The sequence below is a fragment of the Halomonas sp. PR-M31 genome (assembly GCF_001039575.1).
In the GTDB taxonomy this organism is placed as follows: Bacteria; Pseudomonadota; Gammaproteobacteria; order Pseudomonadales; family Halomonadaceae; genus Modicisalibacter.
The window spans coordinates 57,446-79,631 of sequence record NZ_JIBT01000045.1 but is presented as its reverse complement, the minus strand read 5'-3'; the positions used below and the strand labels follow the sequence as shown (position 1 = coordinate 79,631).

Sequence of the window (22,186 nt, the reverse complement as noted above, 5' to 3'; positions counted from 1 at the left end):
CAAAAGGCTCGACAAACTTTCTTGTCGGGCACTCCTCGGTGATAGGCATAGCGGTTAGCGGTCGTTCAAATTAGGTAGTTTGCTACGCCAACGCTATGCTGACTGATATTGGTTAGAGGGGAAAATAGAGTGAAGAACGCAAACGCTGCGGACATCCGTTTCTGGCGGGACGACGACCTACCCTTTCTTGAGGCCCGGGGCGTGCAGGATGGGCGCCGGGTGTGCTACGACAAACATACCCACGCAACGTTTTCTATCGGTGTCATCACTGCTGGACACAGCACCTATCTGAATGGGAGCACACGACAAGCGGTTGCCGAAGGCTCGGTTGTACTGATGAATCCCGAAGAGGTTCATGCCTGCAATCCCATCGAAGACCACCCTTGGTCATATCGCATGTTCTATGTGGACGCCTCCTGGCTCGGTGATCTTCAACATGCCCTGGGGTTCAGCTCCAGCAGAGATTTTCAGCCTTTCTCGGCAGTGGTGACCCGAGATCCGCTACTCTATCGCGGCTTGAATCATCTTTATGCAACGCTTATCGATCCAGACAGTGATACGTTGCACAAGCACAGCACCGCGATCGAGTTTTTCTCGATGCTTCAGCAGCGATCAGATTCCGCATCGATCATTGCCTGGCCCGAGAACCACAAAATCAGCCGCGCCGCCGAATTCATTTCCGAACACTGCCTTAGGGCCCTGACTCTCGAGATGATTGCCGATGCCTCCGAGATGTCCTCGTCACAGCTGATTCGCGCCTTCAAACGTCGCTATGGCATGCCACCCCACGCTTATCTGATCAATCGGCGTGTGCAATACAGCCAGGCACGACTCAAGCGCGGACACGGTATCGCAGAGGTGGCGCTGGACGCGGGCTTTGCAGATCAGGCACATTTTCAGCGCACCTTCAAACGTCTTGTCGCGGCCACCCCTCGACAATACATGGCTGCGCTTTGATTGCCCATAATGATTGACCGTCATCGCCTATAGCCAAAGAAGGTAGAGCGCACTGGAAGCCAACAAGACCGCCATCAGACGATTGAAACGCCGCATCTGACGGGAGTTCTGCAAAAAGCGTCCCAGGAAGGTTCCGGTAAAGGCCCAGCAGCCGATCGAAAGATAGCAAATCACGAAATAAAGAGCGGTGAACTGCCATAGCAGACTGCCGGCGCCATCTGCAGCATAGGCGCCCATGCCCGCAATCGATGCCAGCCACGCCTTTGGATTCAGCCACTGCATCATCGCACCCTTGACCATCGAAGGGCCAAGTGCAGTGCTACGATCGGCACCTAATCGTCCATCGTCCATGGCGAGCTTATAGGCCATGAAGAGTAGAAACGCCACCCCGGCTCCTTGGATGAGCGTCGTGAAATAGGGCCATCGATGAAGCAGTTCGTGCATCCCCAGCCCGATCAACAAGAGTAGCAAGGTAAACCCCAGGGTCGCCCCGGTAACGTGTCGCAAGCTGGGGCGAAAACCATACTGGCGCCGCAGCTCAAGGCGACGATATTCACCGGTCCGGGAGAAATCGAGGCCGCTAGGGCAAAAGCGGCCATGGAAAGAAAAAGACTCGCTGTCATATCGCACCTCGGGTAGATCGAACGCTAGATAAACAAGATAAATAGCGCGATCCACCCGGGGTCGTATTGAACAAAATGCGCATTTGTACAAAAGTGGGTATTACTGCATGCGAATACCGCCATCCAGACGAATCACCTCGCCGTTGAGCATGCTGTTGGTCAGGATCTGCTCTGCTAGCGCCGCGTATTCCGTCGCCTTCCCCAGTCGCTTGGGAAAGGGTACCGCCGAAGAAAGCGCTGCCACTGCATCCTCGGGAATACCGCTCATCATCGGCGTTTCGAATACTCCCGGGGCGATGGTCATTACTCGTATACCCTGGCGCGAAAGCTCGCGAGCCAGCGGCAGGGTCATACCGGCAACGCCGGCCTTGGAGGCGCTGTAGGCCGCTTGCCCTACCTGGCCGTCGAAGGCGGCAATCGAGGCGGTATCGATGATCACGCCACGCTCCCCGTCATCGCCTTCCGAGGAGTTCCTGGCCATTGCGGCGGCGGCCAGACGCAGCACGTTGAAGGTGCCAATCAAATTGATATGAACCGTTTTCGCAAAGGCGTCGAGATCGGCAGGGTTGCCTTCACGATCGAGCAGCTTGGCCACGCTGACCACACCCGCACAGTGCACCACGCCGTGCAGTCCGCCTAGATCCAAAGCATGATCCACGGCGGCCTGCATATCATCAGAACTTGTGATATCGCCTTGGCAGGCTATTGCCGAGTCTCCTAAGCGTGACGCGACAGCCTCGACGGCGTCGCTCAAATCACACAGCACCACCTTGGCGCCTCCTGCTATCAAACGCTCCGCAGTGGCGGCACCCAGCCCGGAGGCGGCCCCTGTGATCAAAAAGTTGTGATCTTGCAATTGCATTACGGTGTCTCCTGATTGTCAGCGGCTTCAGCGCGCAGCTTGAAGCGCTGGATCTTGCCGCTGGGGGTTTTGGGCAGGGTCTCGACGAACTCGATCTCCCGTGGATAGGCATGAGACGACAGGCGATCCTTCACTCGCTGGCGAATCTCGTCTGCCAGGGCGTCACTTGGCTCGAAGCCATCGCGGAGCACCACATAGGACTTGATCACTTCACCACGAATCGAATCCGGCTTGCCCACTGCCGCGGACTCTGCCACGGCGGGATGGGTCATGACGGTGTTTTCCACGTCCGTCGGCCCGACCCGATAGCCAGAGGTGGTGATGATGTCGTCATTGCGGCCGGCAAAGCAGAAGGTACCGTCGGCCTCGCGTACCACCACGTCGCCGGTCAGATAATACCCTTCGGCAAAAGGCTCCTTCTCCTGCCAGGTATAGCCGGGAAAGAAGTGCGCCGGTGAGGCGGCGATATCCACCCCCAGCACGCCGGGCTCACCGACGGGGAGCTCGTTGTATTCCGCGTCCAATACTGCCAGACGATAACCGGGCAAGGGCATGCCCATGCCGCCTACCGGCTTGGGGTGATCCAGAGCATGATGATTGCAGCAGGCCATGCCGGTTTCGGTCTGACCGTAATGATCCATCACCTTGCAGCCCAGCGCACGCTCGACCCAGCTCACCACCTCGGTGTTCAAGGGTTCGCCGGCGGAGCTCGCGACTCGCAATGAAAGTTTGTCTTTCACCTCGTCGAACAGACCCGAAGACTTCATCAACCGATAGGCGGTCGGCGCGGCAGCGAAGTTGGTGATCTCATGCTTGATCATGAAATCAAGCGCCCCCTGGGCATCGAAGGCCGCCTCGCAGAAATGGGTGGTGGCACCCAGCAACAGTGGGCCGGTAATTGCGTAATAAAGCCCATAGGCCCAGCCAGGGTCGGCCATGTTCCAGAAGCGATCCTCCACCCGCAGGTCGATGGCCAATTCCATATAAAGAGCAAAGGCAGATAGCGCCGACAAGGGCACCGCCACCCCCTTGGGCTTGCCCACGGTACCGGAAGTGAACATCTGCAAGAAAGGCGCGCGGGGGTCGAGCCGTGGCGACTCCGTTTCGATAGCCGGGTGCGCGATGGCAGCCTTCCAATCGAGATCCTCATTGTGCTCTTTATCTGCGCCATCAATACACAGCACCGGCGGGCACTGGCTGAGATCATCGAATTTATGTCGGTTGGTTTGGTCCGTAATCACGAGCCGCGCATCCGCGCGAGCCAAGCGAAAATCCACCGCATCAGGGCCGAAAGCGGTGAACAAGGGCTGATAGACGGCGCCGATGCGCCAGGTTGCTAGCACCGCGATCATCAGCTCAGGCGTTCGCGGCAGCATGCAGGCAATACGATCCCCAGCCCCAAGCCCCGCCGACTGCAGCCACCCTGCCAGGCGGGCGCTGGCCTGCTCAAGCTCCGCATAGCTCAAGCGGGTTACCTCACCCTGGGTGTCTTCATGTACCAGAGCGATACGTTCGCCATTGCCTTCGCGCAAATGGCGAGCGCAGCAGGCCTCGAAGGCGTTAAGTTGGCCGTCGCGGTGATCATCCAACCGGGCCACTGTCTCTTCGATGGAAAAATGATCGATATAGGATGCGTAATCCTCAAGTGCCGTTGTCATTGTCTGCCTTCCCATTTTTTCGTTAACGTAAACGTCAACTCATGTTGACTGTGACTTGCCTATACCGGGTGTTTCGATAAACCCTAGTCAGAGTGTTGCAAAGGCACAAGCGAACACCGCCATCGCGTCTTTAGACCAAGGGATAAACGACACCGTAAGCCATTGCGAAAGACTCTCAGGGAGGGTTCACTAAAGACAGTGCTAGCCTCTAGTCAATCCAAGATTGCTCTTCCGCTCATATTTTCAAGGAGAACACCATGACCGCCTCTTCCGATGTCGTGATTCTTTCAGGCGCTCGCACGCCCATGGGGGGCATGCTCGGCAGCCTGTCCAGTCTTACCGCCCCGGAACTTGGAGCCGCCGCCATTCGCGCCGCCATCGAGCGTGCCGGCATTGATGCGGGCAGCATCGACGAAGGTATCATCGGCTGCGTGCTGCCCGGCGGGGTCAAACAAGGACCCGGACGCCAGGCCATGCGCAAGGCCGGTATTCCAGATAGCATCGGCGCCACCACCATCAACAAGCTGTGCGGCTCCGGCATGAAAGCGGCCATGATGGCCCACGATCTGATTCGCGCCGGCAGCGGCAGCATCCTGCTGGCCGGGGGCATGGAGTCGATGTCCAACGCGCCCCATGTGCTGACCAAGGCTCGCAGCGGCTATCGTCTCGGTCACGGCGAACTCAAGGATCACATGTTTCTCGATGGTCTGGAGGATGCGGAAACCGGCAAGCTGATGGGCGCCTTTGCCCAGCAGGTCGCGGACGAGCGCGGCTATTCCCGGGAACGCATGGACGACTTCGCCATCGCATCCCTAGAGCGAGCCATGGCGGCTCACGAAAAAGGCGAGCTGAGTGGCGAAATGGTGCCGGTAACGGTCACCAGCCGTAAAGGCGAGAGCGTTGTCGAACATGACGAACAGCCCTTCCAGGCCAAACTCGACAAGATTCGTGGTCTGCGCCCGGCCTTCGCCAAGGACGGCACCATCACCGCCGCCAACGCAAGCTCCATTTCCGATGGCGCCTCGGCCCTGATCCTGGCAAGCAGTGAGGCCGCCGAGCGCCACAGCGCCAAACCCATCGCCCGTATCCTCGGCCATAGCACCCACTCCCAGCACCCGAGCGAATTCACCATTGCCCCGGTGGGCGCCATCGACAAGCTGCTGAAAAAGCTTGACTGGCAGGCAAGCGATGTCGATCTGTTCGAGATCAACGAAGCCTTCGCCGTGGTCACGCTGATGGCCATGGACGATCACAACATCCCTCATGACAAGGTCAATGTGTTCGGCGGCGCCTGTGCCCAGGGTCATCCGATCGGCTCCACCGGCTCCCGGATCATCGTCACCCTGATCAACGCCCTGCGCCAGCGTGGCGGCAAGCGCGGTATCGCGAGTCTGTGCATCGGTGGCGGCGAAGCGACCGCAGTAGCGGTTGAGCTGATCGACTGATCTTCAGCACCATAACGGCCATATGATCGTCAGGGACGGCTTGTTGCTGGCGAAAGAGGAACCGCTCGATACCAATCGTTTTTTTCCGGTTTCTCTTTTGCTGGCTCGTCGCGCACCGGCTCTATCTGTATTGGTTCTTGCAGCGGCGATTCTTCGATCGCCGGCAAGTGGCGCGCCTGCTCGTACCAGCGTCGCGGCCTGAGCAGATGCAACCGGGTCTGGCCAGCGTCTATTTCGATGCCAAGACCCAGCGCCGCATAGCGGGCATACAGTGCACCATCCAAGGTCTTGTCCCGGCGCACCAGATCCGCAAGTATCTCCAGCTCCTGACCGGCAAGGCGCGCATCCCGCAGCGCCAGCCCTGCATCAAGTAGCTTGAGACGCGCGCGTCCGCGAATGTTCTGAACGTTCAGCAGTCGGCTCAACCACTGCCGCTGGCGTACGTCTTTCAACAAGGTGCGCAGGGGAAAGCCGCTGTCGCGCATGCGCAGTGCCAGCCGAGCGTCCAGATTCAAGGGTTGCGCCCAGACAAGCTGCCCTTCGTCGATTCCAAGCTCCATCCACCAGCCATTTCCTCCTCGCTTGGAGGCAAGCCCCTCTCCTTGTCGCGACAGATTGTCGAGCCTGAGCGTCGAGCCGGAGACATCGAAGCGTCTTTGCCGTAGATCCCCGTCCGCCAGCTGAACATCAAGAGACAAGTTCCCGTGCAGGCGCTGATCACCCATCATAAGCGCTGTCTCCCGGGCCTTCAGGATCAGGCTTCCCTGGGCCTGATAGCCTTGCAGATTCAAATAGGATTCCAAGCTCGCCTGACCGGACAGCAGTTCGATCCCGGCATCTTTTGGTAAATAAGCGTTGTAAAGGCTCAGCGCCGGAATATCGATCTGGGGCAGGCTGATCCGTGTTGTTTGATCCACCAGCGCCGGCGTGGTGCCGTTCAGCACCGCCGCCGGCAGTGTTGCCTCTACCAGCAGATAGCGACCGCTTACATGGCTGGCGCTTTCCTGCTGTCGTCTCAGCTCGAAGGCCGGCAAGGAGACGCGGATATCGACGTTGCGAGAGGCTTTGTCGATGCTGGCGTCCAGACGACCATTGCCGGAGGCTTCGTAATCCAGAAAGCGCAGCTCCATCGGGGCAGCGCTTACCCAAAGACGGCTACCCGGCAACAAGGTCCCCCCTTGCCAGACCAGCTCCGCTTCCAGCAGGCCGTTTCCGTGCATTGCCAGGCTATGGGTCTCCGGCAGGAATCGATTGAGAAAGCTTAGCTCCGCCGCCCGCCCCTGAACGAGCATCCTGCCGGAAGATAACGACGATGCAGTGCTCGATACATCAGCGTTCGAGGATTTATCAAGGGCCAAACGCGCCTCTCGAAGCAGCAGCTCGGTTTCAAGCGGCGTGCTATCCCCCGGATTTCGCGCACTGGCCCGCAGCCGTGTGCCGGAAAGATCCAGCCGGCGCTGATCCAGATCAAATTCCTTCAGTTTCAGGTCAAGCCCAAGCTCGCTGGTTACACGGTTATCCAGCAGGGTCAGATCCACGCGATTGCCGCGCAAATCGAAATGGCCCTCGAGCCGTCCTTCGCGATAACCGAGGCGACCATCGAGTCCGGCCTTGCCTCCGTGCAGGTTAAAAGGCAGATCTTGTGGTAGAAAACGTGCCAGCACCGCCACGTCCGGCAGCCTGGCGCCTTGCCAGATCAGCGCCGCGCTATCCGGCTTCCGAGGCGGTGAGGTCAGGTCGAGCCGGGGCAAATCGACATTCAAACGAAACCGTTCACTGGTCAACAAAGGCGGTTCGTTCCCGGCAGGTTCTTCCAGAGGTTCGCGCATCTGCATGTCGTCCAGCACGAGTGCCATTCTAGTGGCGACGACGCCTTCTTGCGCCTCGTCTTGGACGTCCACCCGGGCGCTTATTCGGCCCTTTCCTTCCAGTCGGTAACGTCGCCCCCTGGCGTTTTCGGGGCTGACGTTTTCGGAGCTATCGCTTGCCGCCAATAGCGCCGCTTCATCAAGCACGACCGCCAGTTGAGGCGATATCAGAGTCAGTTCGCTGCCAGGCTGCAGCACGCCTTTTTCGATGGCAAGCCGCCCTTGCAATCCCCCTTTCCCCTCCAGACGCAACCCCTCGAGCGCGCGCAGATAGGGATTGAACACGTCCCAGGCATCTGCCTGGGCAGCGAGACTCGTATCACCAGAGAGAAATGCTAAGGCTTCCAAACCCGGCGCTTGAGCGGGATGAAATGTTTCCAGGAAAAACTCGCCCTGCAGTCGGATATCCCGGGCCAGAGTTTGATACGTGTCCGGGTTTTCCTGACGCTGGACGAGCGCTTCTTCCAACGCCAGCGTGAGGGAAGTGACGCCCAGGGATTGCTCGTCCAGGACCAACTCATCAAGACGTACCCTGCTGGTTGCGCTTGCCGCCAGGCGGTACTCATTCACTTTCAACGCGCGCAGCCCCTCGGCTTCGAGGGAATGAATATCCAGGCGACGAAAAAGCAACGACCACCAGGAAATATGCAGCCGCGCCTGATCCACCTCGAGGGCGATAACCAGGTTCTCGTCGGCACGCTGAATTATCAGATCCTGCACGTTGAGACGATCGAAGGAGGGCGTGTTCGCACTGCTCCAGCTGACCGTTACACCGGGCAGCTGGGACAAGCGCTGCTGCAGCCAGCCGCTGTTGAATAGCCACTGCAGGCCAGCTAGATAGCCAATGATCAGAAGCGATATCACGCCAATAACACCGACCAGCCAGCGCAGCCAGCGACGCTTGAAAAAACTTGGCGGGATGGTGCGGTTTTGCATGAGGGCTTCCAGGCCAACGTATTCGCTAATGTAGCGCGGAAGCCCTGTCTATTTCTTCTATACCGATACTTTCTAACGTACTTCTTAACCACACTCCTCTATCGCCCTTCGCTATCGTCTTTTCCCATCGATGAACCTTAACCATAGCGCCCGGTGATGTAGTCTTCCGCTTTCTTGGTATGAGGGTTGGAGAACATCATGCGGGTGTCGTTGTATTCGATCAGCTCACCCAGGTGGAAAAACGCTGTGTAGTCCGCGACCCGGGCTGCCTGCTGCATGTTGTGGGTCACCGTGACGATGGTGAACTGCTGTTTGAGCTTGTCCATCAGGTCTTCGATGGTGGCGGTTGAAATCGGGTCCAGGGCCGAGGTCGGCTCGTCCATCAGGATCACATCCGGTTTCACCGCGATGGCCCGGGCGATACACAGGCGCTGTTGCTGTCCACCGGAGAGCGAGGTACCAGGCTCGGCCAACTTGTCTTTGACCTCGTTCCACAGCCCAGCGTCGCGAAGCGCCTGCTCCACTAGCTCATCCTGTTCCGCCTTGCGACTCACCAGATCGTGCATACGCGGCGCATAGGCGATGTTCTCGTAAATCGACTTGGGAAACGGATTGGGCTTCTGGAACACCATGCCCACCCGACGACGCAGGGCGATTTCATCCATCCTAGGATCGTTGACATCCCGACCGTCCATCTCGACGAGCCCTTTGATGCGAACGCTGCGAATCAGATCGTTCATGCGATTGAGACAGCGCAGAAAGGTCGATTTACCGCACCCGGAGGGGCCGATCAGCGCGGTGACGTTGTGCTGATAGACGTCGATGTTGACATTCTTAAGCGCCTGATTGGCGCCATACCAGAGATTAAGATCGCGCACGCGAATACTTAGCTCGTGACCCGCCTCCTCGTTGGTATCAACGGGTTTTCCCTGGGCCGCTGGCGGTGCCGGCTTGAGCGCCGGCTCTATGAAGGGTCGCCAGGATTCGGTTCCGCGAGTGGCAATCTGTTCGTTGAGCATGACAATTTCCTGTTCAAGTCACGAGTATTGAGGGTGTTTACCAGCGTCGTTCAAATTTTTTGCGCATCCACACCGCCGTGGCATTGAGCGAGATAAGCACCGCCAGCAGCACCAGAATGCCCCCGGCGGTCTTCTCGGTGAAAGCGCGATCCGGCTCTCCGGCCCAGGTAAATATCTGCGCCGGCATCACCGTGGCAGCATCAGAAAAAGAAGCCGAAACATCGGGAATGAAGGCCACCATGCCGATGATGATCAGCGGTGCGGTTTCGCCCATGGCCTGGGCCAGACCGATGATCGAGCCGGTGAGAATGCCTGGAAAGGACAATGGCAGGACATGATCCCGCACCACCTGCCAGCGGGAGCAGCCCACGCCGAAGGCCGCCTGACGAATGGTGTCCGGCACACTACGCAGCGCAGTTCGCGTGGCAATGATGATCACCGGGAGCGTCATCAAGGCCAGGGTTAGTCCGCCCACCAACGGCGTCGAGCGTGGCACGCCAAAGAAGTTGATGTAGATGGCCAGTCCCAGCAGGCCGAACAAAATCGACGGCACTGCCGCTAGGTTGTTGATGTTGATCTCGATGACCTGGGTCAACCAGTTGTCCGGGGCGAACTCCTCGAGATAGAGTGCCGTCATCACGCCAATGGGAAAACATACCAGCATGGTCACGATCATCGTCATGATGGTCCCGATAGCTGCGGAGGCAATGCCCGCAAGCTCCGGCATCTTGGAGTCACCGGCAGTGAAAAAGCGGGTATTGAACTTGAGTGCCACCTGCCCTTTCGCCAGCAAATCGTCGACGACGGCCCTCTGATCGTCCTTGAGTCGCGTATGGTGGCCCTTGAGATACTGATCCACCGCGCTATCCGCCAACACCCACTCCAGGCGGGTAGTGCCCATCAAATCCGGGTTGTCCCGCATACTCATGGGTAAGGTGCGCAGGAAACCGCGGCTCACCAGACGGCGTACATCCTCGTTCACCGCCGCCGGTGGCATCTGCTGGCTCTGCTCGCTGTAGGTGACCTCGACTTGGATCTGTGCTTGTTGAAAGGCCGGCAAGCCTTTCACCAGCATGTCGCTGATGAACACCACCAGAAAGGTCGCCGCCAACGCCAGCGCCCCCATGGAAAGCCATTTCAGTCGAGCCGTCCTGCGATGGCGATGCTTGAGCTGAGCGGTGATCTCATCGAAGGATTGGCTCATGGGATCATCCTCGTCGTCATCATAGGTCGTTAGAGCGATATTTTTCGCGGAAGCGACGAATCATGATCACCGAGACCATGTTCAGCGCTAGAGTCACAACGAAGAGCACCAGTCCCAAGGCAAACGCAGAGAGGGTCTCGGCACTCTCGAACTCCTGATCTCCGGTCAGGGCGGCCACGATACGCACCGTCACCGTGGTCATGTCCTCAAGTGGATTGGCAGTCAGGTTGGGTCGCATACCCGCGGCCATGACCACGATCATGGTTTCTCCCAGGGCCCGGGAAACCGCCAGCAGGGACGCGGAGATAATGCCAGGAATGGCCACCGGCAAGACCACGCTGATGATGGTCTCCGCCTTGGTCATGCCGAGTGCCAGGGAACCCTCCCGCATGCTATCCGGTACCGCGTTGATGACGTCATCAGAAAGCGACGAGATGAACGGAATGATCATGATGCCCATGACGATGCCCGGAGCCAGGGCATTGTTGAAGGAGGCATCCAGTCCGAAGAAGCCTGCGGCGTCGACGATGATCGGCGCCACGGTAATAGCGGCAAAAAAGCCGTAGACCACCGTGGGAATTCCCGCGAGCACTTCCAGCACCGGCTTGGCCAGGGTACGCACTTGGGCCGGCGCGAATTCCGCCATGTAGATAGCGGCCATGAGGCCGATGGGAATTGCCACCAGCATGGCAATCAAGGTAATGATGAAGGTACCGGCAAACAGCGGCACCGAGCCGAACTGGGCCGCACTGGCGCCCTCATCGGCACGTCCGGCGGCGGCCAGGAAGCTATTGCCTGGGGCCCAGGTGGTGCCGGTGATGAACTCCCAGAAACTCTGCATCTGAAAGAAGCGCAGTGCCTCGAACACGATCGAGATCAGAATGCCCAGGGTTGTCACGATAGAGACCATTGCCGCCGCTGCCAGAATGCCGCGGATCACCCTCTCGATGGCCTGACGCGCATGAAAATCCGGACGCACCTGGGAAAGGCCGATCAGCAAGCCGACGACGGCTACTGCCAGACTGGCCCCCAGCAGATAGAGCGTGGGAATGTCCGCCCCAAGCAACAGCAGGACGAAGGCGCTCAACGCCGCCACCAACAGCGCAGGGCCGGCGGTAGTCACGACCGAAAACCAGGCATACTGGTCCGGCTGTGCAACCATGGCCGCGCCATGGGTACGCAGCTGGGAGGCCCGAGCCCGGGCCAGGAAAAAGGCGGCCACTCCTAAAGCAATGAGTGCGGCGCAGAACAACAGGTAAACTTGATTGATCGGCATCATGGCTCTCTCGAACGACGCTTACTTCAATGCTGAAAGCTCGAGTCTTTCCTTGGCTTCTACCGCCTCGCGTTCGGCCTGGCGTTCATCGTCCGGTAGCGGAATCAATCCGAGCCCTTGCAGGTACCCCATGGGAGCAATCATCTGATCGCTCATGAACAGATTGGCGTATTCGTACATCGCCGGCACTTCATCGGCGTGCTGATTCTTTACGTAGAAGAACATGGAGCGGGATACTGGATACTCACCGGAGCTGATCGCTTCCGGTTCAGGGGCTACGCCACCGATGGAGGCTCCATTCAGGCTATCGGTATTCTCTTCGAGGAAGGAATAGCCAAAGATGCCGAAGGCATCGGTATTTTCTGAAAGACGCCGCACGATCAAGTTATCGTTTTCACCGGCGTCGATATAGGCGCCGTCGGATCGGATGTCGGTATAGGCTTCGCCGCCATAGGCTGGCATGTTTTCCGAGGCGGCTTCCATAACCAGCTCCTCGAAGGCGTCTCGGGTACCGGAGGTAGTGGGCGGGCCGTAGACAGCGATCTCACGATCCGGCAAGGAAGCGTCGATATCGCTCCATTTCTTGTAGGGATTGTCGATCAGTCCGCCGCTCTTGTCGTCCTCTTCGGGCACCTTGGCGGCCAGGGCCATGAACAGCTGCTCAAGGGTAATGTCCAGTGCATCGTTGCTGCTCGACTGGGCGAAGGCGATGCCGTCATAACCAATCTTGGCCTCGGTGATGTCGGTCACGCCGTTCTCCTGGCAGCGTTCGAACTCTGAGGTTTTCATGCGCCGGGAGGCATTGGCGATATCCGGTGCCCCCTCACCGACACCGTTGCAGAACAGCCTTAGGCCCCCGCCAGAGCCTGTGGACTCGATCACCGGAGTCGGGTAATCGGTGGTGGCACCAAACTCTTCGGCAACATAGCTGGCAAAGGGATAGACGGTGCTGGAGCCGACGATACGCACCTGATCCCGCGCTTGGGCAATGCCTGCGACGCTGAACACGGCGGTAGCGATAGCGGTTGTCCTGAGGATGCGATTCATGCGCTGACTCCTGTCGATGAGCGTGATCAACCTTGGCGAGACACAGGATGCCTTGCGAAAATGACAGACTCATGACAGAAGCAGAAAACGCTATAGGTCCCGCTCAAAAGACGACTTAGGCATGCAGAGCTCTACCGCACAGCACCCTTACCCCCAGATTGCCCAGCACCGTCGCCCCAAGCATCACCAGCACCACCGGCCAGGCGCTGTAGACCTCGAAGATTCCCACCAGCACGCCTGCAAGCGCACCGCAGGAAAACTGGATGCTGCCGAGCAGCGCCGTGGCGGTGGCGCTCATGTTGGGAAAATGATCGAGCATCGAGGACATGGCGTTGGGGCTGATCAACCCCTGCATGCCGACGAAGAGGATCATCAGCGGGGCCACCACATAGAGGCTTCCTAGCCCCAGCAGCAGAACCGCTACCAGCAGCAGTCCACTGGCAAGCTGTATGCCAAGCCCGAGCAGCAGATTACGTTGAGGACTGCGATACCTGAGCAAGCGAATGTTGAGCCGGTTCGAGCCCGCCATGATGATGACGTTGGCACCGAAGACGAAGGGATAAATAGCCGGGGAAAGCCCGAAATACTCCATGTACAGGAAAGGCGAGCCGGTGATGAAGGCGAACATGCCGGCGAAGGACATGGCCACGGCGCTGATGTAGCCCATCGCTTCTCGATGACGCAACACCGCAAGATAGTTGCTCAGCACTTGGCGAAATCCCGGTGCATTAGGATCGCGGCCTCTCGTTTCCGGCAGATAGCGCCCCAACAGCCACAGAACGAAAGCCGCATAGACCGCAAGAAAGACGAATATCAGCCACCAGTCCGCCAGATAGAGCAGCAGGCTACCCAGCGCCGGCGCAATCAAAGGCGCCAACAGCATGATCATGACCATGGTGGACAATACCTTTGCCGCCTCGCGTCCGCTGAAACAGTCCCGCACGATAGCCGCGGAATTGACCACGGATGCGCCGCCGCCCAGTGCTTGTAGGAACCGCAGAAGCCACAGCATTTCAAGCGATTCGACCTGGGTGAGCGCCAGACTGGATAGCAGGAAGACACTGATGCCGACAAACAGTATCGGCCTTCGCCCCAAACGATCGGACAGAGGACCGAACACTAGCTGACCGAGTGCGAACCCCACTAGAAAAACGCTGATCGAGAGCTGGGTGTGATGAACGCTTGCATTCACTGCTTCGGCCAGGGCCGGAATCGCCGGCAGATAGGCATCGATGGCAAAAGGGGCCAAGGCGGTATTGGCTGCCACTAGCAGCGCAATACGCCGAGGATTCACTTTCGTCATGGGTCTCCTGTGCTGCAGACAGCAGCATGGCAAAGGATAAATGAAAGGACCGCCGATAATAACAGAACAGCGGAAGCGATGGCCTATCGCTTCCGCTGTCTGAAATCCGTGAATGTTATATTGCACGGGGCTGCTGTGTCGTTGGGTCTTGCAGGCGAGGTCTCGTCAGTGTGGCGCGCCATGAGTCGACTTGATCTCTTCGGCCTCGAGTAGCTCCACTAGGGGTTGAAACTCCTTTCGATTGTGCTCGCTCATGCGCATGAGAATGCGATGGGATTCGAGAACTCGCTGCTGCAGCTCCTCCTTGTCTGCCTCGACTCGGGGTAGATCCTTCAGCTTTTCGGGTTCGCCAATGGGCGAAGATGTCAAAATGAAATAGCGTGCAAATCCCATAACATCGAGCAGGCGACGTATGTCGGGATGATCCGCGACGATCGTCGGGGGGTACTCGATGCGTCCTTGAACCGCTATAGCGACTTTTGCAAGAAAGCCCAGCGCCGTGGAGTCCACGTTGGATGCCTCGCGCAGATCGATGATCACGCTCTTGAGCCCTGGAGTGGCCGCCAGGCGCTGAGCCTGGTTGTCCAGGGTGGCGCAAAGGGTCAAACGAACGTCGCCGCATAGCTTTAGAACAAACACACCATCATCGAAAGCCGCTTTCAGCCGCCCTTCATGGGTTATCATGATCGAATCCGCTTAGCCTCATAATGGTTAGATCATCCGGAAGAGACTGATGTTCCGAAGTGCCGCTATCGGTCTCGGCGGCCTTTACGCCCAGCGTTACTCGCAGTGCCGTGACGTCAGAACAATGAATTATTCGCGAGTGCAATTCCTCGAGACGCTGCTCGATGCTATTGCCAGATAAGCATTCCAATACCCCATCCGAGCATAGCCACAGGCAAAAATTTTCAGGTAGCTCACACCCATAGGAAGGATAAACGGTACCTGGAAACAGGCCCACCGGCATACCCTCGCCTTCCAGCGTCACCAGCGCCTTCTTGCTGATCAACATGGGCATGGGCAGTTGTGCACCCAAAGAATAGTGAAGATAGCGCAGTTCACGATCGATGACGCCGACAAAGACGGTCGCATGTTTACCGATGCCGGTGTCCAGCAACTCATCGTTGAGCTTTTTGAGCCATAGCGAGGGCAAGGATGACGGCGCCTGGCTGCCCCGCTCCTGCAACCATCGGTTGCAAAGATACTTGAGCAGTACCGTCACGAAAGCTGACGAGGCGCCATGTCCTGACACATCGGCAAAATAGAATACGCTGTAGCGCTCGTCGATGCGCTGAAAATCCAGAAAATCGCCGGAAAGGTAAAGCGACGGCGTCAAAGAGTATGTACATTGCACGCCATTGATCGTTTGCGGCATCGCTGGCAGCAGCTTGCGCTGTATCTGTCCTCCGGACTGCTGATCAAGCCTTAGCATGGCCAGATGCGTCTGAAGAACCTCGTTTTGCTCGACCAGCTCCGCGTGATCCTGCACTTGCCTGGTGTCCGCTGCATGACGAGCCAATGCGTTGACGATCAGACGCTCCAGCAACACAGCATGATGTAGCGGATCAAGCAGATACTCCCGCACTCCTGCAGCAAACGCCTCATCAAGCTCGGTACCCGCCTGAGCATCCGCGATCGCAATGACAGACCACCATTCGATCAGTGTCGGCCATTGCCCGCTCTCTACCGCTCGCACGTGAGCGACGACCAGCGCCGTTTCGGCAGGCAGTTCCTGGTCACTCTCCGGCACGATGACATCGAAACCCTGGGCGTCGATCATACGTGCCAGGGCATCACGTTCGATGCCAGGCAGATCCAGAATGGCGATGGAAACGCTCGAGCGAGCCATGATGGCCTCTATCCTAGTCGGCGAAATCGCTGTCGTCGAAGTCGCTGTCATCGAAGTCAAAGTCGTCGCTTGCAAACGGGTCGGCTCCCGACTTGCCATCGTTCACCTCGAAGCGACGCCGCTGCAGATAGGCGTCCCGCAGGAATATATAGCGGTCACCGCGAATCAGCTTCTCCTGCTCCAGCAGGCTGGCGCGCAGGTCCACCGCCTGGAGAAAGCGCAGTCCATAGCGGGTCGGATCGTTGTCGATATAAGTAACCGGGTAGCTGTACCAGTCTACCGGCAGGGCTGTCGTATCTCGGACGGTGCTCGAACCGAGTATGGGCAGCACCACATAGGGGCCTTCCGCTACGCCCCATGTCCCAAGGGTCTGGCCGAAATCCTCCGTGCGTGCCATCCACTCCATGCGACTGGCCGGGTCCAGCACCCCGCCCAGACCCAGGGTCGTGTTAACCAGAAAACGCCCCGAGGCGACACCGGCATTGCCCCATTTCCACTGCAGCACACTGTTGAGCACGGTACGAAGCTCCCCCAGGTTGGAGAAGAAGTTGCCGACGCCGGTTTGAATAGGTTGGGGAGTGATCTTGTCGTAGCCCTGAGCAACGGGCTTCAACGCATAGCGGTCGATGGTGTCGTTGAAGACGAACACCTTTCTGTTGAACCCTTCCCAAGGGTCGACGGGTTTTTCCTGTTGCGCGCCTTGGCTGGCGCAACCGGTAAGCAATGCCCCCATCACTAGACCCGTCAATAATTTACTATGGTTTTTCATTTCTTTGCCTTACGTAGGAGGACACTGCCGGCACTGTAGCCGGCACCGAAGGAGCACACGATACCCAAGGCGCCATCCGCCAGATCATCGTGATGTAAATGCAGCGCAATGATCGATCCTGCCGAGCTGGTGTTGGCATAGCGATCGAGAATGATAGGCGCTTGCCCCGGCGTTGGATCTGTGCCCAATACTCGCCGTGCAATCAAGTCGTTCATATGACGATTGGCCTGGTGTAGCCATAGCCGCGCCAGCTGATCACCGCTTATCTGCAAAGAGGCCAGCTGCTCTGTGATGAGTTTTGCCACCATGGGGCACACCTCCTTGAACACCCGACGCCCTTCCTGCACGAACAGCTTGTCTTCAGCAAGAGGATCGCTGTCCGTCACTCGATTGAGAAAGCCGGCATTGTTGCGAATGGCATTCGAATACCGGGTGACCAAACGGGTTCCAAGAATTTCGAAACGCGACGTCGCGATTGCCACGTCGTCGGCTTCGATGACGATGGCGGTACAGGCATCGCCGAAGATGAAATGGCTATCCCGGTCGCGAAAATTAAGATGCGCGGAGCAGATTTCCGGGTTGACCACCAGCGCTCGCCGTACGCTGCCATTGCCGATGGCATTGGCGGCAGTTTCGATGGCGAAGGTGGCGGAACTGCAGGCAACGTTCATGTCGAAGGCATAGCCCCCGGCGCCCAGGGCTGCTTGCAGCTCTACTGCTACCGCGGGATAGGAGCGCTCCAAATTGGAGCAGGCAACGATCACCAGATCGATGTCACCGGCTTCTACCTGGGCCCGGTCAAGGGCCTCCCGAGCCGCCAAAAGCCCCATTTCACACTGAATCGAGTAGTCGTCGTTGCGCCGCTGAGACAAACGAGGTCGCATGCGCTCAGGATCGAGGATGCCTTTGGCGTCCAGCACGTAACGGCTGTGAATCCCTGAGGCCTTGACGATGAACTCCGTACTGGAATGAACAAGCGGCTCTCGCTCGCCCCGCTCGATGGCATCCGCGTGGCGCGCATTCTCTTTATCGACCCAGGCATTGAAGGAGGCAACCAGCGCATCGTTATCGATGGCATGCTCCGGGGTGTAAAGGCCCGTACCGGTAATCACCGCTTGTGTCATTGGCTCTCTCCTGGCGGCGTCTAGCCTGTAGCCGTCGCGTCTATCCTCAAGATTTCTTTATCATCCCCGACCGGCAATCTCGGCCCAGCGACGTTCGAGACGCTTGGCCGAAACCGGTTCACGAGTACCCAACTGCTGGGCGAATAGCGATACCCGAAGCTCTTCGAGCCACCAGCCAAACTCATCGAGCGCAAACATCTGATCACCATCTTGCTGCTGCGCCTTGCGACGATTGGCCAGACGTGACTCGAAATCCTGCACCTGCTGCATCATCATTTGATCGCGCATACGCTCTCGGGGCGCTTTCTCGAGACGAATCTGAGCCGCCTGCATATAACGCGGATACTCATTGAGCCAATCGCCGGCGTCACTGATGAAGCCGGGATACACCAACCGCTGCATCTGCGCTTTGATATCCCCATACACCAATGCCAGCGCCATGCTGAGATTGCCTTTCAGCGCCTGGGTCACTGCCAGATGCCCTTCCAATGCTTTTTGCAGCGTAGCGATCAGCGACTCCCCGTAGGCACTAGCTTATTGCGGCACTCCTCTATGCGAGCGTCCAAGGCTTCCTGGGAGCGCGGCAGCGGATCGAAGGCGATCTCGTGCAGAAACACCGCCTCCACCAGGTCCTCGATCAACTGCGCCTTGCTACCTACCTTGGCAAACAATAACGCGCACCGATCCAATCCTCTGAGCCGGGTAAGCGCCTTGACCTGGTCCGGCAGGCGCTGCATGGCCAAGCGTTTAATGCCCTGTCTATGCGCTTGCCGGGCGCGATTTGGATGGTCGAACAGCGCGATGACCAGGGCTTTGTCGCCGTTCTTGTCAGAGCTTTTGTTACTGCTCTTGTCACTGCTTTTGTCAAGGCCAGCTCGCGACTTGGTTTCCACCAGCGCGGGGTACGCCGCCACCTGGATGCCCGCCTGAACCGTTGAGTAGGACTCCGCCAGGGGCGTTGCCGGCAATCCATCGACCTCTTCAGTCGCATCGGCGGTTTCACTCAATGCTTGAGCGCCGGCTTTGGCTGCCTCGGAGAAGCGACGTTCGAGAGCCGATAGATCGCGGCCCTGTCCAAGGACGTTACCTTCGTGATCCACCACCTTGAGATTCATGCTCAGATGAGGGGGCAGCTGCTCCCTGCGCCAATCCTCCGGTGCCAGCCTCAGCCCGGTCTTGACCCGCAGGAACTCGCCCAACGCCTCGGTCAACGGCACGTTAGCCGGAGCCACAGTCGCCAGTGCCGCATCGACCCAATCGGGAATGGGCACGACCTGACGGCGCACCGATTTTGGCAACGACTTGAGCAGCGCAATGCATTTTTCCCGCAGCAGCCCCGGCACCAGCCAATCGAGCCGATGGCGCGGCAGTTGCGATAGCATCGTAGCCGGTACGGTCATGGTCACCCCATCATCCTCGGCATCCGGCGCAAAATGGTAGCTCAACGGATAGCTCACACCGTTCAATACCAGCGTATCCGGGTACTGAACGGCGCTGATGTCGTCGACACTGCGTGCAAGCAGCGTCGCCTTGTCGAGCTTCAACAGACTCGGATCGTCGGCCTCGGCCTTACGCCGCCAGTGCTCGAATCCCTTGCCGTTGACAATACCCTCGGGCAGAAGTTGGTCGTAGAAATCGAACAGTGTTTCTTCATCAACCAGAATATCGCGCTTTCGCGCCCGATCTTCAAGGTTTTCCACCTCATCGATCAGTGCCCGGTTGAAAGAAAAGAACTCGGCCTTGGTCCTATACTCGCCTTCGACCAGCGCGCGACGAATGAAGATCTCCCGCGCCTCTTGCGGCGCAATCGGGCCGTAGTGCACCTTGCGCCGGGAAACGATCGGCAGCCCGAACAGGGTCACCTGCTCGAAGGCCACCACCTGGGCGCGTTTCATTTCCCAGTGGGGTTCGCTGTAGCTGCGCTTGGTCAACTGATCTGCCAGCGGCTCGATCCACTCCGGTTGGATGCGCGCCGCTTGGCGTGCAAAGAGACGCGAGGTTTCGACGAGCTCCCCGGCCATGATCCATTTCGGCGTCTTCTTGGCCAGTCCCGATCCCGGATGAATCATGAAGCGGCGATTGCGCGCCCCCAGATATTCCCGGTTTTCGATGAACTGGCCGATGTTCGACAAGAGTCCGGTCAGTAACGCTTGATGCAGTCGGATATGCTGCTGCTTGAGCGCGGTGCGATCCGCTTCATCCGCCTTGTCGGGATCGACAGCCACGGGCCGAGGCGCCGCAGGTAGATGAATGTCCATGTCCCGCAGCAGCTGGCGCAGCTGGCGATAGGTATCGTGCCATTCCCGCACCCGCATGTAATTGATGTAGTGCTCACGACACCAGCGCCGCAGCTGGTTGCCAGAAAGATCCTCACGTGCGCGCTCGAACCCTGCCCATAGATTGAGCCAGGCGACGAAATCCGAGTCCGGATCTTCCCAGCGCTTATGGGCCTGATCCGCGGCCTGACGCTTCTCCGCCGGGCGCTCCCGAGGGTCCTGTACCGATAGCGCGCTGACCACCACCAGCACCTCCCGCAGACACTCCCCTGCGGCACCGGCCAATACCATCCGTGCCAGACGCGGATCGATGGGTAGACGTGCCAATTGACGCCCGGTCTTCGTCAAACGGTTGCCCTCATCTACCGCCCCCAGCTCGAACAGCAGGCGAAAACCGTCCTTGATAAAGCGGGAATCCGGCGCATCGACAAAGGGGAACGCGGCAATGTCTCCCAGCTTCAGGGAAAGCATCGACAAAATGACCGAGGCCAGATTGGTGCGCTGAATCTCCGGTTCGGTGAATTCGGGCCGGGCGAGGAAATCTTCCTCGCTATATAGACGAATGCACAGTCCTTCGGCAATACGCCCGCAGCGGCCCTTGCGCTGATCCGCACTGGCCTGGCTCACCGGCTCGATAGGCAAGCGCTGCACCTTGGCCCGGTAGCTGTAGCGGCTGATGCGCACCAGTCCGGGATCGATCACATAGCGAATTCCTGGCACCGTGAGGGAGGTTTCCGCCACGTTGGTCGACAGCACGATGCGTCGCCCGGTATGGGATTGAAACACCCGGTTCTGCTCCGCGTTCGACAATCGCGCGTAAAGCGGCAACACTTCCGTATGCCTGAGATCCGCGCGACGCAGCGTGTCTGCGGTCTCCCGAATCTCCCGCTCACCGGGCAGGAAGACCAGCACATCCCGCGGGCCATTAAGCCAGCGCTTTTCTCGCTCGACGGCCTCGATCTCCTCCATGGCATGCAGAATTCCCTCCTGCAGAGTGCGGTCCTCTTCATCGTCCGCGTCACGCACCAGGGGCCGATAGTGGACGTCTACCGGATAGGTGCGGCCGGATACCTGAACGACCGGTGCTGGTGCTGGATCGCCCCCAGGCTGAGGAGTGGCAAAATGCGCAGCGAAGCGCTCCACATCGATGGTGGCCGAGGTGATGATGATCTTGAGATCCGGGCGTCTGGTCATCAGACGCTTGAGATAGCCCAGCAGAAAATCGATATTGAGACTGCGCTCATGGGCCTCATCGATGATGATCGCCTCATAGCGGCTGAGATCCGGGTCCTGCTGAGTTTCCGCCAGCAGGATGCCATCGGTCATCAGCTTGATCAGAGTGCGCTCGTTGGTCTGATCCGTGAAGCGGATCTGATAACCCACCTGCTCCCCAAGGGAAACTTCCAGCTCTTCCGCCAACCGGGTGGACACGGAGCGTGCCGCCAGACGCCGTGGCTGGGTATGCCCGATCAAACCACGCCGACCCAGGCCAAGCTCCAGACACATCTTAGGTAGCTGGGTGGTCTTGCCGGAACCGGTTTCCCCGGCCACCACGACGACCTGATGAGACTCGAGTGCCTTAAGCAATTCATCTCGATGCTCGACGACAGGCAGCGCCGGCGGATAGTTCAAGCTGACGGTCTGGCTGCGCCGCAGGGAGAGTTTTTCCTGGGAGGCCTGCAGTCGTTTACTGATCTCCGCGAGCCCTCGATCCACGGGCTTGCCTTGCCGAGTACGGCGCTCGAGCCCGTCCAAGCGGCCTTTGAATTTCAAGGCATCCTGTAACAGGCAGTCGTCGAGTTGCGCTTTTAAGGCAATCAGTTCGGCGTGTTGGGTAGCAGTGGAAGACGATGAGAGCGTGCTGCTCAAGGACAACCTCATTGAAGATGATATGAGACAGTTTGCCCCGGCGATGCCGGGGCAAAAGACACATTATATCGCTTGGATGGCGGGGTAGCCTAATCGATCCT

General features: G+C 58.7%; 15 protein-coding genes and 1 pseudogene. 2 read left to right on the top strand and 14 right to left on the bottom strand.

What is annotated here, in order from left to right:
• Positions 1-129: 129 nt before the first annotated feature.
• Positions 130-957 (top strand): AraC family transcriptional regulator, encoded by an 828-nt coding sequence (locus CH74_RS13005; protein WP_048307970.1) that lies wholly within the window; start codon positions 130-132, stop codon positions 955-957.
• A 27-nt stretch (positions 958-984) separates the two neighbouring features.
• Here the strand turns inward: CH74_RS13005 and CH74_RS13000 are convergent, their stop codons facing one another.
• Genes CH74_RS13000 through CH74_RS12990 form a run of 3 tightly spaced genes read right to left on the bottom strand, consistent with a single transcriptional unit; the run spans position 985 to position 4,100 of the window.
• Positions 985-1,635, bottom strand: coding sequence for a LysE family translocator (locus CH74_RS13000; protein WP_253273065.1), 651 nt, complete (start codon positions 1,633-1,635; stop codon positions 985-987).
• A gap of 45 nt (positions 1,636-1,680) precedes the next feature.
• Positions 1,681-2,442, bottom strand: a complete 762-nt coding sequence (locus CH74_RS12995) for an SDR family NAD(P)-dependent oxidoreductase (RefSeq protein WP_048307969.1) — start codon at positions 2,440-2,442, stop codon at positions 1,681-1,683.
• Positions 2,442-4,100, bottom strand: coding sequence for an AMP-binding protein (locus CH74_RS12990; protein ID WP_048307968.1), 1,659 nt, complete (start codon positions 4,098-4,100; stop codon positions 2,442-2,444). Before CH74_RS12990 ends, CH74_RS12995 begins: the two co-directional genes overlap by 1 nt.
• A 257-nt stretch (positions 4,101-4,357) precedes the next feature.
• On the opposite strand from CH74_RS12990, the gene CH74_RS12985 reads away from it, so the two are divergent.
• Positions 4,358-5,545, top strand: a complete 1,188-nt coding sequence (locus tag CH74_RS12985) for an acetyl-CoA C-acyltransferase (protein WP_048307967.1) — start codon at positions 4,358-4,360, stop codon at positions 5,543-5,545.
• A 29-nt stretch (positions 5,546-5,574) separates the two neighbouring features.
• Here the strand turns inward: CH74_RS12985 and CH74_RS12980 are convergent, their stop codons facing one another.
• The 11 genes and pseudogenes from CH74_RS12980 to hrpA all read right to left on the bottom strand — a co-directional run bounded on the left by CH74_RS12980 (position 5,575) and on the right by hrpA (position 22,097).
• Positions 5,575-8,349 (bottom strand): hypothetical protein, encoded by a 2,775-nt coding sequence (locus CH74_RS12980; protein ID WP_048307966.1) that lies wholly within the window; start codon positions 8,347-8,349, stop codon positions 5,575-5,577.
• 137 nt (positions 8,350-8,486) lie between these two features.
• On the bottom strand, positions 8,487-9,368 hold the full coding sequence (gene pstB, locus CH74_RS12975; protein WP_253273064.1) for a phosphate ABC transporter ATP-binding protein PstB: 882 nt from the start codon (positions 9,366-9,368) through the stop codon (positions 8,487-8,489).
• A gap of 37 nt (positions 9,369-9,405) precedes the next feature.
• Positions 9,406-10,572 carry a phosphate ABC transporter permease PstA gene (gene pstA / locus CH74_RS12970; RefSeq protein ID WP_048307965.1) on the bottom strand — a complete coding sequence of 389 codons (1,167 nt, stop codon included), beginning with the start codon at positions 10,570-10,572 and terminating at the stop codon, positions 9,406-9,408.
• A 19-nt stretch (positions 10,573-10,591) separates the two neighbouring features.
• Entirely contained in the window at positions 10,592-11,848 is a 1,257-nt protein-coding gene (pstC, locus tag CH74_RS12965; RefSeq protein ID WP_048307991.1) for a phosphate ABC transporter permease subunit PstC, read from the bottom strand.
• A gap of 21 nt (positions 11,849-11,869) precedes the next feature.
• Positions 11,870-12,895 carry a PstS family phosphate ABC transporter substrate-binding protein gene (locus tag CH74_RS12960; RefSeq protein WP_048307964.1) on the bottom strand — a complete coding sequence of 342 codons (1,026 nt, stop codon included), beginning with the start codon at positions 12,893-12,895 and terminating at the stop codon, positions 11,870-11,872.
• A 115-nt stretch (positions 12,896-13,010) separates the two neighbouring features.
• On the bottom strand, positions 13,011-14,198 hold the full coding sequence (locus CH74_RS12955; protein ID WP_048307963.1) for a Bcr/CflA family multidrug efflux MFS transporter: 1,188 nt from the start codon (positions 14,196-14,198) through the stop codon (positions 13,011-13,013).
• 165 nt (positions 14,199-14,363) lie between these two features.
• Positions 14,364-14,882 (bottom strand): STAS domain-containing protein, encoded by a 519-nt coding sequence (locus CH74_RS12950; RefSeq protein ID WP_048307962.1) that lies wholly within the window; start codon positions 14,880-14,882, stop codon positions 14,364-14,366.
• Positions 14,869-16,047, bottom strand: a complete 1,179-nt coding sequence (locus CH74_RS12945; protein ID WP_048307961.1) for a PP2C family protein-serine/threonine phosphatase — start codon at positions 16,045-16,047, stop codon at positions 14,869-14,871. The genes CH74_RS12950 and CH74_RS12945 overlap by 14 nt, the downstream gene beginning before the upstream one ends.
• A gap of 13 nt (positions 16,048-16,060) precedes the next feature.
• Positions 16,061-16,816, bottom strand: a complete 756-nt coding sequence (locus CH74_RS12940; protein ID WP_048307960.1) for a VacJ family lipoprotein — start codon at positions 16,814-16,816, stop codon at positions 16,061-16,063.
• The gene (locus CH74_RS12935; RefSeq protein WP_048307958.1) at positions 16,813-17,940 is read right to left on the bottom strand and encodes a beta-ketoacyl-ACP synthase III; all 1,128 of its coding nucleotides are present in this window, start codon (positions 17,938-17,940) and stop codon (positions 16,813-16,815) included. Before CH74_RS12935 ends, CH74_RS12940 begins: the two co-directional genes overlap by 4 nt.
• A gap of 60 nt (positions 17,941-18,000) precedes the next feature.
• Positions 18,001-22,097 (bottom strand): annotated as a pseudogene (gene hrpA, locus CH74_RS12930) (ATP-dependent RNA helicase HrpA).
• Between the last annotated feature and the right edge of the window lie 89 nt (positions 22,098-22,186).